Annotated in this window: 16 protein-coding genes; 8 read left to right on the forward strand and 8 right to left on the reverse strand. The window is 73.1% G+C overall.

The window, feature by feature from the left end:
* Positions 1-53 precede the first annotated feature (53 nt).
* Genes HGB44_RS16465 through HGB44_RS16475 form a run of 4 tightly spaced genes read left to right on the forward strand, consistent with a single transcriptional unit; the run spans position 54 to position 2,596 of the window.
* The gene (locus tag HGB44_RS16465; protein WP_061078656.1) at positions 54-728 is read left to right on the forward strand and encodes a response regulator transcription factor; all 675 of its coding nucleotides are present in this window, start codon (positions 54-56) and stop codon (positions 726-728) included.
* Positions 725-1,345 carry a hypothetical protein gene (locus tag HGB44_RS31985; RefSeq protein ID WP_231972231.1) on the forward strand — a complete coding sequence of 207 codons (621 nt, stop codon included), beginning with the start codon at positions 725-727 and terminating at the stop codon, positions 1,343-1,345. Before HGB44_RS16465 ends, HGB44_RS31985 begins: the two co-directional genes overlap by 4 nt.
* Positions 1,275-2,126, forward strand: a complete 852-nt coding sequence (locus tag HGB44_RS31990) for a sensor histidine kinase (protein ID WP_231972233.1) — start codon at positions 1,275-1,277, stop codon at positions 2,124-2,126. The genes HGB44_RS31985 and HGB44_RS31990 overlap by 71 nt, the downstream gene beginning before the upstream one ends.
* Entirely contained in the window at positions 2,123-2,596 is a 474-nt protein-coding gene (locus HGB44_RS16475) for a hypothetical protein (protein ID WP_061078657.1), read from the forward strand. The genes HGB44_RS31990 and HGB44_RS16475 overlap by 4 nt, the downstream gene beginning before the upstream one ends.
* Here the strand turns inward: HGB44_RS16475 and HGB44_RS16480 are convergent, their stop codons facing one another.
* The 4 genes from HGB44_RS16480 to HGB44_RS16495 form a co-directional block, all read right to left on the reverse strand.
* Entirely contained in the window at positions 2,597-3,811 is a 1,215-nt protein-coding gene (locus HGB44_RS16480) for an acyltransferase family protein (protein ID WP_061078658.1), read from the reverse strand.
* A 137-nt stretch (positions 3,812-3,948) separates the two neighbouring features.
* Entirely contained in the window at positions 3,949-4,593 is a 645-nt protein-coding gene (locus tag HGB44_RS16485; RefSeq protein WP_061078659.1) for a GOLPH3/VPS74 family protein, read from the reverse strand.
* 121 nt (positions 4,594-4,714) lie between these two features.
* The gene (locus HGB44_RS16490) at positions 4,715-5,443 is read right to left on the reverse strand and encodes an ABC transporter permease (protein ID WP_061078660.1); all 729 of its coding nucleotides are present in this window, start codon (positions 5,441-5,443) and stop codon (positions 4,715-4,717) included.
* 188 nt (positions 5,444-5,631) lie between these two features.
* A complete protein-coding gene (locus HGB44_RS16495; protein WP_061078661.1) occupies positions 5,632-6,516 on the reverse strand; it encodes an ABC transporter ATP-binding protein in 885 nt (294 codons plus the stop codon).
* Positions 6,517-6,681: 165 nt separating this feature from the next.
* Here HGB44_RS16495 and HGB44_RS16500 point away from each other — a divergent pair, with 165 nt between their 5' ends.
* The 4 genes from HGB44_RS16500 to HGB44_RS16515 all read left to right on the forward strand — a co-directional run bounded on the left by HGB44_RS16500 (position 6,682) and on the right by HGB44_RS16515 (position 10,791).
* The gene (locus HGB44_RS16500; RefSeq protein ID WP_061078662.1) at positions 6,682-7,836 is read left to right on the forward strand and encodes a sensor histidine kinase; all 1,155 of its coding nucleotides are present in this window, start codon (positions 6,682-6,684) and stop codon (positions 7,834-7,836) included.
* Entirely contained in the window at positions 7,833-8,435 is a 603-nt protein-coding gene (locus HGB44_RS16505) for a response regulator transcription factor (RefSeq protein ID WP_061078663.1), read from the forward strand. The genes HGB44_RS16500 and HGB44_RS16505 overlap by 4 nt, the downstream gene beginning before the upstream one ends.
* 420 nt (positions 8,436-8,855) lie before the next feature.
* The gene (locus HGB44_RS16510; RefSeq protein ID WP_061078684.1) at positions 8,856-9,632 is read left to right on the forward strand and encodes a DUF3159 domain-containing protein; all 777 of its coding nucleotides are present in this window, start codon (positions 8,856-8,858) and stop codon (positions 9,630-9,632) included.
* Between the two features lie 337 nt (positions 9,633-9,969).
* A complete protein-coding gene (locus HGB44_RS16515; protein ID WP_061083367.1) occupies positions 9,970-10,791 on the forward strand; it encodes an SAM-dependent methyltransferase in 822 nt (273 codons plus the stop codon).
* A 119-nt stretch (positions 10,792-10,910) separates the two neighbouring features.
* Here the strand turns inward: HGB44_RS16515 and HGB44_RS16520 are convergent, their stop codons facing one another.
* The 4 genes from HGB44_RS16520 to HGB44_RS16535 all read right to left on the reverse strand — a co-directional run.
* Positions 10,911-11,243 carry a hypothetical protein gene (locus HGB44_RS16520; protein WP_061083366.1) on the reverse strand — a complete coding sequence of 111 codons (333 nt, stop codon included), beginning with the start codon at positions 11,241-11,243 and terminating at the stop codon, positions 10,911-10,913.
* A 25-nt stretch (positions 11,244-11,268) separates the two neighbouring features.
* Entirely contained in the window at positions 11,269-12,174 is a 906-nt protein-coding gene (locus tag HGB44_RS16525) for a carbohydrate ABC transporter permease (RefSeq protein ID WP_061083365.1), read from the reverse strand.
* 1 nt (position 12,175) lies between these two features.
* The gene (locus HGB44_RS16530) at positions 12,176-13,123 is read right to left on the reverse strand and encodes a carbohydrate ABC transporter permease (RefSeq protein ID WP_061083364.1); all 948 of its coding nucleotides are present in this window, start codon (positions 13,121-13,123) and stop codon (positions 12,176-12,178) included.
* Positions 13,120-14,502, reverse strand: a 1,383-nt coding sequence (locus HGB44_RS16535; RefSeq protein ID WP_233458773.1) for an extracellular solute-binding protein, incomplete at its 5' end; no start/stop codon positions are given. The genes HGB44_RS16530 and HGB44_RS16535, both read right to left, overlap by 4 nt.

Raw genomic sequence — 14,502 nt, forward strand, 5'->3', positions numbered from 1 at the left:
CAGACGGCCCGCGGTCGCGGCAGCGGCGGACCGGCATGGCCCATACTGGCGCGATGGCGGCGATCCTGCTCATCGAAGACGACCCCCTGGTCCGGCGCGGGCTCGAACTCGCGCTGCACCGGCACGGCCACGACGTGCGCACCGCGGAAGGCGGCGAGGAGGGGCTGCGTGCGTTCCGCGCCTCGGCCCCCGACCTGGTGGTGCTCGACCTGATGTTGCCGGACGTGGACGGGTTCACGGTGTGCCGCCGTATCCGCGGGGCCGGTGAGGTGCCCGTGATCATGCTCACCGCGCGCGGCGACGACTTCGACGTCGTCGGCGGCCTGGAGGCGGGCGCGGACGACTACGTGGTCAAACCGGCACGCCCCACCGTGCTCGACGCGCGGATCCGCGCGGTGCTGCGGCGCGGCGCCGGAACCCACCAGGGGGTGCGCGCGCACCGTGACCTGCGTATCGACACCGCGTCGCTGATGGTGTCGCTGCGCGGCGAGCCGGTGGGGCTCACCCCGACCGAGCTGCGTCTGCTGCTGACCCTGTCGCGTGCCCCCGGCCGGGTGTTCAGCCGCCAGCAGCTGCTGGAGGAGGTGTGGGAGCAGAGCTACATCGGAGACTCCCGGCTGGTCGACAACTGCGTGCAGCGGCTGCGGGCGAAGGTCGAGGCCGATCCGGCCGCCCCCGAGTACGTGCAGACCGTACGCGGGTTCGGCTACCGGTTCGGGCCGGTATGACCGGGCGGCTGTGGCTGCGCGGCCTGCGCTCCCGGCTGCTGGTCGCCTTCGCACTGGTCACCGTGCTCGGAGCCGCGGCGGCGGTCTGGTCGAGCGCGGGGTCGGCGAGCACCGCGCTGGTCGCCTCCCACCAGCGCCAGATCTCCGGGACCATCGCCGGGCAGATCGGTGCTGTCGCCCCGGAGCTGACCTATCCGCCCGACCAGGGAGCGCTCGACCGGCTGCGTACGGTGGTGGGCGCGAACACGCTGGTGGTCTACGGCGACCTGCGGTCGGCGGACGGCGCCGTCACCGCCCTGGTCACCGACGAGCTGCGCTCGGCCGTACGCGCCCGGGACCGGCTCGTCACCCAGCGGATCAGCGCCGAGGGCGGGTCCTGGCTCCTGGTCGGCACCCCCGTCATGATCACCGCGCCCGACGGTACGCGCACCCCCTCCGGCATCGAGGTGTACACCGTGCGCGACCTCGCCGACGTGGAACGGGAGATCGACGGTCTCACCGGGTCCGCGATCACCGCCGCCGCGCTGGGCCGGGCTGGCGGCGCTGTTGGCCGCGGGCAGCGTGCTGCGCCCGGTGCGCGAACTGCGCGACACCGCCGACCGGCTGGCCGCAGGTGACCTGGACGCGCGCTCCCCGCCCCAGGGCGCCGACGAGCTGGCCGAGCTGACCGTGACCGTCAACGAGATGGCCGCGTCGGTACAGGCGTCGATGGCGGAGATGGAGCGGATGCAGGCCGACGCCCGGCGGTTCGCCGCGGACGTCTCCCACGAGCTGCGCACCCCGTTGAGCACGCTGACGGCGGTGGTGGAGGTCCTGGCGGACACGACCGAGGGGATGGAACCGGACGCCCGGGAGTCCGCGCGGATGGCGATCACCGAGACCCAGCGGCTGGTCCGGCTCGTCGAGGACCTGATGGAGGTGTCCCGCTTCGACGCCGGAACCGCTCCGCTGAGGCTGGAGGAGGTCGACGCGGCCGCTGCGGTGCGGGACTCCCTGCGCGTCCGCGACTGGCTGGAGCGGGTCGAGCTGTCGGCACCGGACGGCGTGCTGCTGCGGGCGGACCGGCGGAGGCTGGACGTGGTCGTGGCCAACCTGGTGGGCAACGCGCTGCGGCACGGCGCGCCGCCGGTGCGCGTGCACGTCCGCGCGTCCCCCGCACAGGTGCGGATCACCGTCACCGACGGCGGGGCGGGGGTGCCCGAGCACGTGTTGCCGCACGTGTTCGACCGTTTCTACAAGGCCGACGCCGCCCGTACCCGCACCCCGGGCAGCGGGCTGGGGCTGGCGATCGCGCTGGAGAACGCCCGTCTGCACGGCGGCGACCTCACCGCCGACAACACCGACCGCGGCGGCGCGCGGTTCGTGCTGCGCCTGCCCAGGGAACCGGAGGAGACATGAGACGCGTCTGGTGGGCCGCCGCGGCGCTCCTGGCCGCGGGATGCGGAGTGCAGCCCACCGGGGTCACCGACGGGGGAGAGGCGCCCACGGGCGTGGCGCCCGGGGCCACGCTGTACTTCGTCGACGCCTCCGGTGAGCTGCGGCCCCAACAGCGCGACACCGGCGGCCTGGGCTCGATCTCCGAGGCGCTGGCGCTGCTGCTGGCGGGGCCGGGGGGTTCGGGTATGCACACCGAGATCGAGCCGGTCTCGGTCCAGCGGGTGGGGGTGATCATCGAACCGGGAGTGATCGAACTCGTGACGCCGCTGACCGCCGAGGACGTCACCCCGCTGGGCGTCGACCAGATCGTGTGCACGGCGCTGAGCACCCACGTGCAGAGCGGCGGCGCGCAGGACACACGGGTGCGGGTGCGCTTCACCATGCCCACTCCGGAGACGGAGGAGCTGCGGACCTGCCCGCTGATCACGTGATCAGTCCAGAGCGGTGACGTCGACGAGGGGCGGAGCGGGGGCCGGGAGCGCCAGCCACAACACGGCGAGGCCCACCATGAGCACCGCGAACGCCACCGGTCCGCCGCGCCCGCGGACCCACGCGGCGCGGAACCGGACCGGGTCCTCCACCAGGTACTTCGACAGCGCGGCCAGGCCGATCGAGACCGCGCTCACCAGGGCCGTCCACGACCACCCGTCCAGGCCCGTCACCCCGGGGGAGAGCAGCACGATGACCGGCCAGTGCCACAGGTACAGGCTGTAGGAGACCAGGCCCAGCCACCGCAGGGGCCGCCAGGAGAGAGCCCGTGAGACCAGCGATCGCGGCTCCCGCGCGCACAGCCCGATCAGCAGCGCGGCCGCCAGGGAGTGCGCGAACAGGCCGCCGGTGAACAGCCACGGCGCGTCCGCCCCCTCCACCAGCGACCACGCCGTACCGACGCCGACCGCGAGCAGCACCAGGACCGCGCCCGCGGGTCGGCCCGTCACACGGGCCAGCCAGGCGCGTGCCGGGCGGGTGGCGACCACCGCGCCCAGCAGCAGCGCGGACATCCGGGTGTCGGTGCCCATGTAGGCCCGCGTCGGGTCCGCCGCGCCCGCGAGCACGCTCATCAGCAGCAGTGAGGCGACCGAGGCCAGGGCCGCGACCACCGCGACCCCGCGGTCCGCGCCGCGCCCGAACCGGGCGACGACCAGCAGCACCACCGGCCACAGCAGGTAGAACTGCTCCTCGACCGCGATGCTCCACAGGTGCTCGAACACCCGCTGTCCGCCGAACCGCTCCCAGTAGCCCACCGACTCGGCGAGCAGGTGCCAGTTGACCACGTTCAGCTGGACCCAGGGCCCGTCCGCGAGCGTGGTCCGCACCAGGTCGGGCGGACCCGCCGCCCAGACCAGCACGGTGACGGCGGTGAGCATCACCGCCAGCGCGGGCAGCAGACGACGGATCCGTCTGCCCCAGAAGGCGGTCACGGACACCGTGCCGGTCGCCTCGACCTCCCGCAGCAGCAGGTCGGTGATGAGGTAGCCGGACAGGACGAAGAACAGGTCCACGCCCAGGAAACCACCGGTCAGGTGGCCGGTGTGGAAGAGCAGCACCCCGAGGATCGAGGCGCCCCGCAGCCCGTCCAGGGCGGGCAGGTGCGGTCCTGCCCCGGTGGTCGGGCGGCGGTCCGTGGCGGGTTGGTCGTGCGTCATGGCGCCGATCGTGCCGCGCCCGTGTCGGGGCGCCGTCCCCGTCGTGTCGCGGCCGTGTCCCGGAATCCGGGAGGGTGCGCCGCGCCGGGTCGGGCGGGCCCGGCGGCTCCGCTGAGGAGCGCACGCGGCGGCGGGGATCAGGCGGAGGCGCCCTTGCCGGTGGCCATGACGGCCGTGCGGACCGCGTTGCGCAGCCCTGGGGCCGCGGCGTCGAAGCGTTCCTGGAGCGCTTTGACCGCGGGCCTGTGCCGCCAGCGCTCGTTGGGGGCGAACACGGTCCACACGTCGCCCTCGGCCGCGATCGCGACCAGGGCCGCGTCCTGGAGGGGCACCGTCGCCGCGTCGCGGCCCCCCAGGACCGCGTCGCGCGTGCGCTCGCGCAGCCGGCCGACCTCCTCGGGCCGGACGGGGGTGACCGTGCGGGTGGGGAAGATCCCCAGCGTGCGGCCGCGCCTGACCGTGACCGCCCCGCCCGCGACGAGTTCCCCGCGCACCATCTCCTCGGCCCTGCCCATCTGGGGGTAGAGGAGGTTGATCCAGTGGTGCGGCTCGTCGGGGGACAGGTCGGACAGGACCCGGGCCAGGAACGGGTCCTCGGGCGCTCGGGCGATGGCGCGTGACACCTTGCCGTCGCGGGGGCGCAGCAGCCCGCCGAGGGTCAGGTCGGCCAGCGCCGCGGCGCACAGCAGCTGGCCGCGGTAGGCGGCGCTGACGGGATCGAACCGGTTCTTGCCGGTGTCGTAGCTGAGCAGGTAGAGCCGCTGCGGCAGTGTCAGGTCCATGTCGTTCTCCTCCAGGGCGCCTCGCGGGGAGCCCGCCGACGGCGGGAGCCGCGGCGGGCCCGGACGGGCGCTGTCGTGTCCGTACCCCGTTCGCGTGTGCGGACGGCCCGCGCCGGGGCCGTCACCGGCGCGGTTCCCAGCGGAAGATCCGGGTGGCCGCCGCGACGGCGACGACGACCCAGGCCAGCGTGGGCACCAGCAGGATCAGGGAGTCCGCGACCGGAACGCCGCCGCTCCAGGCGTTGACGACCAGCTCGGAGGCCGAGCCGCCGGGAAGCAGCCGCTTGAGCAGGGTCAGTTCCTCGGTGCCGGTGAACCCCACCCAGCCGGAGACGGCCAGGACGCCGATCATGATGGGCAGCGTGGTCACCTGGGCGTGGTCGGGGGAGTTGGTCAGCCCGGCCGTGGCCAGCCCCAGGCCCGCCATCATGATCATCGTCGCGACGACGGCCGCCACCAGCAGGAGCACGTTGTCCGGGGTGCCGCCGACCACGGCCAGCACGGTCAGGATCACGGTCACCTGGACCAGTGTGACGGCGGTGACCGGGAGCAGCAGGCTGGTGAGGATGCTGGCGTCGCTCGACGCCGTGGAGCGCAGCCGCTTGAGGAAGAGGTTCTGCCTCCGGGAGGCGAGCGTGGTCACCGATGTGGTGTAGAGCCCCATGGTCACCACGAGGAACACCAGTACCGAGGCGATGGCGCCCGGGTCCAGGGCCTCGCGCAGCGCGGGGAAGGCCTGGTGCATGTAGATGTAGAACGCGCTGGAGGCCGCCGGAACGATGAGCATGGTGACCAGGACCAGCCGGTTCCGGAAGATCTGGATCAGCTCGCTCTGAGCGATCGGGAGCATGGTGAAGGTCCTTTTCCTGGAAGGTTCGAGGGAGGCCAATGGGCTGACCGGAAATGCCGATGGTGTGACACGTGGGCTCTGACCTGCGATGGTCCTGTGCTCGCAGCGAGCTTTCGAGCGCCGACATCGGCTGTGAGTACAAGACCACGGCGAGGGGAGCGGGTCGGCGGACCTTTCCGGCCACGGCGTCAGCCGTTGCCGATGGAGCGGAAGACGTCGTCGAGCCGGGTCGGCCCGGCCTCCAGCCCCCGCAGTTCGACCGCGTTGTCCTGAGCCCAGCCGAGCAGGGTGTGCAGGTCCTTCTGCAAACCGAGGGTCTCGACGAGGAAGGCCCCGTCGCCCTGGCGCGCGGCCTGGACGGGCGGCGTCGGCGCGGTGTCGGGAAGCGAGAAGCGGATCGTGGCCGGAAGGGTCTGCGTCAGCTCGGCCACGGTCCCCTCCCGGTGGAGGGAACCCCTGTGCATCAGTCCGATGCGGTCGGCACGCTGCTGGGCCTCCTCCAGGTAGTGCGTGGTCAGCACGATGGTCGAGCCGTCCTCGCGCAGCCGGTCCACGGCCTCCCACAGCCCGTCCCGGGACTGGATGTCCAGACCGGTGGTGGGCTCGTCCAGGAAGATCAGCTCCGGCGACCCGTACGCGGCGGTGGCGAAGTCCAGCCGCCGCTTCTCACCGCCCGAGAGCTGGGACACCCTGGTCCCGGCCTTGGCGGTGAGGCCGACCATGCCGAGCACGCGTTCGACCGTGTCCGTGCGCCGGGTGAGACCGCCGACCAGCCGGACCGACTCCTTCACCGTCAGGTCCGGGGAGAACCCGCTCTCCTGGAGCATGATCCCCACCCGGGGCCGCACGGCGCGCCGGTCGCGCGGGTCCTGGCCGAAGACCCGTACGGTGCCCGAGGTGGCGGTGCGGTGGCCCTCGACGGTCTCCAGGGTCGAGGTCTTGCCCGCGCCGTTCGTGCCGAGCAGCGCGTAGAGTTCCCCGCGCCCCACCTGGAGGGACAGGTCCCTCACGGCGTGGAAGTCCCCGTACTTGAGGTTGAGTCGTTCGACGTCGATGACTGCTGTGGAGGTCATGTGTCCATTGCAGCGCTCGCCGCGCCCGCGGGGCAGTGGGACCACGTCACCACCCGGCCGTGACGTTTGTGGGGGCGAGGCCATGACGCGGTGTCACTGGTGGGCGCGGCGCGATCGGCGGAATACTGGGACCGGACCCCCGCCCTCGACCCCGGAGAGCCGCACATGGACACGCCGAAGGCGACCTCCGAACGGGCCGAGACGACGCAGGGGCAGCTGCACGCGCACAACCTCGGCATGGCCACGGCCTCGCTCACCGCCGTGGGGGTGGTCCTGGCGGCGATCGACTCCGACTCCGTGTGGGACGTCCTCACCCTGGCACTGAGCCTGGTGGCGGCGCTGACGGCCGTCACGCAGTGGGCGGCGGGCCGCTTCTCCCGCGTCGCGCTCCCCTGCCTGGCCGTCACCGCGGCCGTGTGGCTGCTCGGAGTGCTGGTCTGGGAGAACGCGTCGGCGTCCTACGGCTTCGCCGTCGTGGCCACCCTCGTCGTCCACCGGCTGCCGGGCCACCGGACCGCGGCGACAGCGGGGCTGGTCGGCTTCGCCGCCGCGGTGCCCGCGGCGAGGCTGCTCGTGTACGAGGACGTCCTCGACACCCTGGTCCAGTACGTCCTCGCCGCCGCGGCCATCGCCCTGGTGGGGGTCGTGCTGACGTCCCTCAACCAGCTGCTCTCCGGCCTCGTCTCGGAGTTGGCGGCGGCGCGTGAGCGCGAGGCGGAGCTGGCCGTGGCCCAGGAGCGGATGCACTTCGCCAGCGACCTGCACGACATCCAGGGCCACACCCTGCACGTGGTCAAGCTCAAGACCGCACTGGCCCGCAAACTGGTGCGCGCCGACCCCGACCGGGCCGAGGAGGAACTCGGCGAGATCCAGACCCTGGTGGGCGAGACCATCACCCAGACCCGGGAACTGGCCCACGCCCAGCGGCGCCTGAACCTGTCCGCGGAGCTGGAGAACGCCAAGAACCTCTTCGAGGCCGCCGGCATCGACGTGCGCGTGGACCGCGGGGCCGAGGCGGCCCCGGGCGCGGGCGAGCTGCTGGGCCAGGTCCTGCGCGAGACCACCACCAACATCCTGCGCCACGCCCAGGCCGCGCGGGTGCGCATCACCCTGACCGAGACCGGCATCAGCATCGTCAACGACGGCGCCTCCCAGGAGCCGCCCGCACGGCTACGGGGACTGGCCGCCCTGCGCGAGCGCGTGGCCGACAGCGGCGGCGAACTGACGGTCCACCACGACCAGGGCCGGTTCACCACCGCCGCGGAGTTCCCGCACCCGGCCCCGGCAGGACCCACGACAACACGGAAGGACTCACGATGACCACCGTGGTACTCGCCGACGACGAGGCCCTCCTGCGCAAGGCGATGGCCGCCCTGCTCCCGCTGGAGGGGGAGATCACCGTGCTCGCGGAGGCCGAGGACGGGGAGGAGGCCGTGCGGGCCACGCTGGACCACCGGCCCGACGTGCTCGTCATCGACCTGGAGATGCCCAACGTGGACGGGCTCGGCGCCGTCGAGCGGATCCGCCGTGAGCTGCCGGACCAGGTGATCCTCATGCTCACCCGCCACGCCAGGCCCGGCGTGCTTCGCAAGGCGCTCAAGCTCAGGGTCCAGGGCTTCGTCAGCAAGTCCGCGGAACCGGCGCACATCGCCTCGGTCATCGCCAACCTGCACCAGGGCAAGCGGTGGATCGACCCGGACGTCTCCGCTCTCGCCGTCATCGACGACTGCCCGCTCACCGACCGCGAGGTCGACGTGCTGCGGGCGACCGGTGAGGGCTACTCGGTCGCCGACATCGCCGCCCAGCTCCACCTGGCGGAGGGCACGGTGCGCAACTACCTCTCCAACGCGATGCAGAAGACCCAGACGCGCACCCGGCACGAGGCGGCGCGGTACGCGCGTGAGCACGACTGGCTGTGAGCTCCGGCTCCGCTCACCCCGGCACCGGCTTCCCCGGCGCCGCGGGCCCGGGACACCGGCCCGCGGCGCGGCCTCTCCGGTGTGCCCGGGGTGTCCGCCGGGGAGCGCCGGGGCGGTCACCCCGACGGCGGGGGAGACCGCGGCACGTCGGTGACCTCGCTTTTCGCGTTCCACCAGTGACGCCACGTCATGGTCCGACTCAACGCGACGTCATGTCGAAGTGGTGACGTGGTCCCACTGCCGGGTCGGTGCGAGAGCCGGTGGAATGGGGGGCATGAACTTCACAGCGGCCACCACCGGCAGACGCCCGGAGCGGGAGACCTCGTCGCCCCTTCCCCGCACGGGGGCGGCTCGGTATGACCGTGGTCGCGGCGCGGAGCCGGCCCGGCCCTGGAACCGGACGTGAACGAGAGGAACGACATGGCACGCAGCGACACGACCGCCGCCCGGAACCTCCTCGGCTCCCCCGAGCGCACCGACGCGACCACCTCCCCGGACGGAGCGACCATGACCGAGTACCGTCCCGCCCACCCCGTCTCCACCCAGCCCACCCAGCCCGAGCAGCCCGTCAACGTCAAGCGGGCGGCGATGGACGCTGCGGGCGGCCCCTGGGGAATGGTCCTCTCGGCGATCCCGGCCCTGGTCTTCGCCGGGGCCATCGCCTTCGTCCCGCTGCCGGTGGCCATCGGGATCGCGATCGCCCTGGCCGTGGTGATCGCCGTGGTGCAGCTCTGGCGCGGCAGGCCCCTCAGCTCCGTGTACGGCGGGGTGCTCGGCGTCGTGATCGCCGGAGGCGTCGTCACCTGGACCGGGTCGGCCAACGACTTCTTCGTGATCGGGATCTGGGCCGCCCTGGTGGTGGGCGTGGTCGCGCTCGCCACGAACCTCATGAACCGGCCGGTGACCGGCGTCGTCTGGAACGCCGTGCACGGCGGCACCCACGCCTGGCGCGGGGACCGGCCCACGCTGGTTGCGCACCACGTCGCCACGTTCGCGGTGCTGCTCATGTGCGTCCTGCGGTTCGCGGTGCAGGGGTGGCTCTACCTGGCCGACTCCACGGCCTGGCTCGCGATCGCGGACACCGTGATGGGCTTCCCGCTGACGGCGCTGGTCGCCGTGGTGGTCGTCTGGGCGTTCCGCCGCTCCACCAAGCGCCTGGTCAAGCCCGCCGACGCCGCGGCCGCCGCGCGGGGCTGACCGGCCCCACCGGCACCGGCCTCCGGGCCACCGCCCGCCCCTCCGCGTCCCCGACAACGCGGAGGGATCGGGCGGTGGCCGCTGTGGTGCCCGGCGCCTGGCCACCTCGCCGCCCCCCGACCTGCCGTTCCGCCGCACCCCCGCCTCCGGGGTCTTTCCTTCCCGTGGTGGAACGCGGCCTCGGGAAGAGGATTCGGACGTCGGTTCGGGGTCCGCCCACCCGGTGCGGATAGCATCGGGGTGAGCAGTTTCCCCGGCTGCGGCGGGGTTTCGGCCGCGTGAGCGCCGGGGTCCGCGTTTCGTGACGTCAACCCCTGTCTATCGAGGTGGAAGCCCTATGACCGACGATGCGTCCCCGTCCACCCCCGCCTCCGCCGACCGCCCGCCGCGGATCGACACCACCCGGACCCACTCGGCCCGGATCTGGAACTACTGGATGGGCGGCAAGGACCACTACCCGATCGACCGCGAGGCGGGCGACGCGGTCGCCGCGGGCTTCCCCGAGATCGTGGACCTGGCCCGCACCAGCCGGGAGTTCCTGGTCCGCGTGGTGACCCACCTGGCGGGTGAGGCGGGCATCCGACAGTTCCTCGACATCGGCACCGGCATGCCCACCGCCAACAACACCCACGAGGTCGCCCAGTCGATCGCCCCGGACTGCCGCGTGGTCTACGTGGACAACGACCCCCTCGTGCTCGCGCACGCCCGCGCGCTGCTGGTCGGCACCCCCGAGGGGGTCACCGACTACGTCGACGCCGACCTGCGCGACCCCGACACGATCCTGGAACGGGCCGCCCGGACCCTGGACCTCGACCAGCCCGTCGCGCTCATGCTCATGGGCGTCCTGGGCCACGTGCCCGACGACGAGGTCCTGCCGGTCGTGCGCCGGCTCGTGGACGCGCTGCCCTCCGGCAGCTACCTGGCGAGCTACGACGGCACCAACACCAACGAGGCCTACAACGAGGCCATCGAGGCGGGCAACAGACAGGGTGCGGTGCCCTACCTCCTGCGCGCTCCGGACGAGGTGGCCGCCCGCTTCGAGGGCCTGGAACTCCTGGAGCCGGGTGTGGTCCCCTGCCCCCTGTGGCGCCCCGCCCCCGTCGAGGTCGGCACCCGGCGCGGTATGGACCAGTACGGCGGCGTGGCGCGCAAACCCTGACGCCGCGCACGGACTCCGAACCCGCGCGGGGCCGGTCACGGCGGGCGGCCCCGTCCCCGTACGCGGGGCGCACGCGCCGGATCCGCCCGGGGCCGGGCCACGGGCGGATCCGGCCGCGGTCACGGCGCGGGGTAGACCTCCGCGCGGTCGATGGTGACGATGGCGTCGCCGGACCCCGCGGGCCCGTCACCGGTGACCGCGGCGGTGAGGGTGTGCTCGCCGGGCCCGAGTTCGGGGCTGAGGTACACGCGCTGCGCCCCGACCCGGAACGGGTGGTGGTGGCTCACCGGCTCCTCGGGCGGCCCGCCGTCCACGGAGAACGCCGCGTAGCCGTGGTTGGTGTCGGTGATCGCCGTGCTGCCCGCGCCCGGGTCGCCGGAGGGGAGCCGCTGGGTCGCTCCCGCGGCCAGAGGCCGTCCGAGGAGGAGTGGCGCTCTTCTTTCTTCTTGCATCGTTGTGGTCCTGGGGCGGCGGTGCTCACTGGCCGCCCAGACCCGTCGTGGCGACGCTGTTGACGATCTGGCGCTGGAACAGCATGAACACCACCACCATCGGTGCCGCCGCCACCATCGACGCCGCCAGCTGCGAGGCGTAGAAGGTCCCGTAGGAGTCCAGGATGTTGGGGATGCCCACGGGCAGCGTCATCAGGGCCGGGTCGGTCGTGATGATGAACGGCCACAGGTAGTTGTTCCAGGCGGTGATGAACACGAAGATCGACGCCGCCGCCAGGATGGGCCGCGACAGCGGCATGATCACCGTCGTGAACAGCCGCCAGTACGAGGCCCCGTCCATGCGGGCCGCCTCGTCCAGCTCGCGCGGCACCGCGTCGAAGAACCGCTTGAGCACGAACACGATGACCGGCGCCACCAGCTGCGGCAGGACCACCGCCGCGTAGGTGTCCACCAGGCCCAGCGACACCATCTGCTGGAACAGCGGCACGATGAGCAGCTGCGGCGGTACCACGATCGCCGCGATCGTGAGGGCCGTCAGCACCGCGCGGCCCCGGAAGTCCATGCGCGACATCGCGAAGGCGGCCGGGGCCGCCACCGCGATCGTGAGCAGGGTGACCAGCACGGCGATGACCAGGCTGTTGAACAGCCACATCTGGACGTTCCCGGCCTCGAACAGGTTGCGGTACTGCTCCAGGGTGAACCCGGTCCCGGGGACCAGGGTCGGCGGCAGCGAGACCGCGTCCCCCTCGGTCTTGAACGAGGTGATCAGGGCCCACACCATGGGTGCCAGCCACAGCACCGCGAGGACCACCAGCGCCGACATGGCGGCGATCCGCGCTCCGCGGCCCCCGCCCAGCACCAGGTCGCGTTGCCTGGCGCGGTCCAGGGCCGCCTCGGCCCGCCGCGCCGAACGCGTGTTCCGCGTCGCCATGTCAGCCCCTCCTCCTCGCACTGATCCACAACTGGAAGGCGGCCACTCCGAGGACGAGCGCCAGGAACAGGTAGGAGACGGCGGCGCCGTACCCGAACCGGTAGCCGGTGAAGCCCACGTCGTAGATGTGGAGCAGCAGCGACCGGGTCGCCTCGCCCGGGCCGCCTCCGGTCAGCAGGTAGATCTGGTCGAAGACCTTCAGCGAGGCCAGCACCTGCAACAGCAGGACGACCACCGTGGTGCCCCGCAGCTGGGGGAGGGTGATGTGGCGCAGCCGGGCCCACACCCCCGCGCCGTCCAGCGCGGCGGCCTCGTACAGGTGGCCGGGGATCGACTGGAGGGCGGCCAGGTACAGCAGGAAGTTGAACCCGACCGTCCACCACACCGTGGTCAGCGCCACCGACCACATCGCCACGCCCTCGTCGGTCAGCCAGCCCAGGCCCTCCATCCCCAGCAGCCCCAGTGTGTGGTTGAGCAGACCGAAGTCCTCCACGTACAGGAACTTCCACACCAGCGCCACGGTGGCCACCGGCAGCAGGAACGGCAGGAAGAACGACAACCGCCACAACCACTGCCCGGGCAGCCCGGTGTGCACCAGGACCGCCATGGCCAGCGCGACCACCACCAGGGGGACGGTGGTGATGAGGGTGAACAGGACGGTGTTGCCCAGGGTCCGCCACACCATCGGGTCGCCCAGCGCCTCGGCGTAGTTCTCCAGACCGACGAACGCTCCGCCCGCCCCGTTGAGGGCGGTGTCGGTGAAGCTCATCCACAGTCCGCTCACCAGCGGCCAGGCCAGGAACAGCGCGTACACCAGCAGGAAGGGCAGCAGGAACACCAGGGGCGAGTCCGCCGGGCGCCGCCACGGCCGCCGCGCTCCGCCGGGGCCGCCCGGTGTCGGGCCCCCGCCCGGGCGGGGGCGGGCCGGGGCTCGGGTGGTCACGCTCAATCCAGGCCTCCCGGGTTGGTGCGGGCGGCCCAGGAGTCCAGGGTCCGGCCCAGGTGCTCCACCGCCGCCTCGGGCCCGTCGCCGGTCAGGGCCGTGCGCAGCGCCTCGCTCACGTCGGAGTGGAACCGCGATCCGGCCCCGGCGAACCACACCTCGGGGTCGAGCACCGGGGTCTCCCCGGCGGCGGCGTAGTCCGACTGCGGGTCCAGCGCCAGGTACTCCGGCGACCGGGCGATCGGCGAGTAGGCCGGGATATGGCCCGCCTCGCCCCAGATCAGGCTGTTGCGCACCATGAGCGCCACGAACTCGTGGGCGGCGCGCACCCGTTCGGGGTCGGGGTCGCCCTGGCGGGGCAGCACGAAGGCGTGGGAGTCGGCGTACCCGCCGGGCTGGTCGAAGACCGTGGGGAAGGGGGCCGCACCCAGGTCCTCCACGTGTTCCGACAGGTAGGGCAGCTCCCACTCCCCGCACACGAGCATCGCCGAGCGCCCCGAGGCGAAGGCGGCCAGGGCGGTGGGGTAGTCCAGGTTCGGCTCCGACGTCCGGCCGTCGAGTAGTTCGGCGAGGAAGGAGTACACGCGCAGCGCCGCGTCGCGGTCGAACACCGCCGGTCCGCCCTCGGGCAGTTCCATGGACGCGCCGGTCTGGTTGTACAGCATCCAGAACAGCCGCCACCCCTGGGAGTCGTCGTTGACGTGCCCGTAGGAGACGCCGTTGCCGCCCCCGGCCTCGGCCAGCGCCCGGGAGGCCGCGAGGAACCCCTCGGGGGAGTCCATCCCGGTCAGCTTCCCGTCCCCGTCGAGCAGACCGGCCCGGTCGGCGACCCCGGTGTCGTAGAAGACGATCACCGGGTGGGTGTCCAGCGGGACGGCGTAGGTGGTGCCGTCGTGGATGCCGCGCTCCCACAGGTCGGGCACGAAGTCCTCGGCGGTGACCCCGAACTCGGCCAGCAGGTCCAGGTCGAAGGGTTCGAGCAGTCCGCCGGGGGCGTACCCGGGCAGCCGGGACAGGTGCAGCACGGCCGTCTCGGGGGCCCGACCGCCCACGGAGGCCACCGCCAGCTTGGTGTAGTACGGCGGCCCCCAGGCCAGCGTGCTGGGGGTGACGTCCAGGTGCGGGGCCTGTTCGCGCACCGCGTCCAGCATGGTCTGCACCCGGGCGCCGTCGCCGCCCTGGAACAGGCTCCAGAACCGCACCTGCGCGGTCGGTCCCGAACCGGGGGCGGGGGCGCATCCGGCGGCGCCCAGGGCCGAGCCCAGGGCGAGGGCTCCCGTGCCCAGGAGCACGCGGCGGCGGGAGAACGGCGGGGGCGGCCCGGTCGGCGGGCTGGGTCTGCGTGGCGGGTGCGGCATCGGCGGACTCCAAGGGGAGGGCGGGGG

This window comes from Nocardiopsis alborubida, assembly GCF_012396365.1.
GTDB classification, from domain to species: Bacteria; Actinomycetota; Actinomycetes; order Streptosporangiales; family Streptosporangiaceae; genus Nocardiopsis; species Nocardiopsis alborubida.

What these genes read in the sequence shown, in the direction of transcription:
- HGB44_RS16465 (WP_061078656.1), top strand. Translation starts at nt 54, where the DNA reads ATGGCGGCGATCCTGCTCATCGAAGACGACCCCCTGGTCCGGCGCGGG.
- HGB44_RS31985 (WP_231972231.1), top strand. Translation starts at nt 725, where the DNA reads ATGACCGGGCGGCTGTGGCTGCGCGGCCTGCGCTCCCGGCTGCTGGTC.
- HGB44_RS16475 (WP_061078657.1), top strand. Translation starts at nt 2,123, where the DNA reads ATGAGACGCGTCTGGTGGGCCGCCGCGGCGCTCCTGGCCGCGGGATGC.
- HGB44_RS16480 (WP_061078658.1), bottom strand. Translation starts at nt 3,811, where the DNA reads ATGACGCACGACCAACCCGCCACGGACCGCCGCCCGACCACCGGGGCA.
- HGB44_RS16485 (WP_061078659.1), bottom strand. Translation starts at nt 4,593, where the DNA reads ATGGACCTGACACTGCCGCAGCGGCTCTACCTGCTCAGCTACGACACC.
- HGB44_RS16490 (WP_061078660.1), bottom strand. Translation starts at nt 5,443, where the DNA reads ATGCTCCCGATCGCTCAGAGCGAGCTGATCCAGATCTTCCGGAACCGG.
- HGB44_RS16495 (WP_061078661.1), bottom strand. Translation starts at nt 6,516, where the DNA reads ATGACCTCCACAGCAGTCATCGACGTCGAACGACTCAACCTCAAGTAC.
- HGB44_RS16500 (WP_061078662.1), top strand. Translation starts at nt 6,682, where the DNA reads ATGGACACGCCGAAGGCGACCTCCGAACGGGCCGAGACGACGCAGGGG.
- HGB44_RS16505 (WP_061078663.1), top strand. Translation starts at nt 7,833, where the DNA reads ATGACCACCGTGGTACTCGCCGACGACGAGGCCCTCCTGCGCAAGGCG.
- HGB44_RS16510 (WP_061078684.1), top strand. Translation starts at nt 8,856, where the DNA reads ATGGCACGCAGCGACACGACCGCCGCCCGGAACCTCCTCGGCTCCCCC.
- HGB44_RS16515 (WP_061083367.1), top strand. Translation starts at nt 9,970, where the DNA reads ATGACCGACGATGCGTCCCCGTCCACCCCCGCCTCCGCCGACCGCCCG.
- HGB44_RS16520 (WP_061083366.1), bottom strand. Translation starts at nt 11,243, where the DNA reads ATGCAAGAAGAAAGAAGAGCGCCACTCCTCCTCGGACGGCCTCTGGCC.
- HGB44_RS16525 (WP_061083365.1), bottom strand. Translation starts at nt 12,174, where the DNA reads ATGGCGACGCGGAACACGCGTTCGGCGCGGCGGGCCGAGGCGGCCCTG.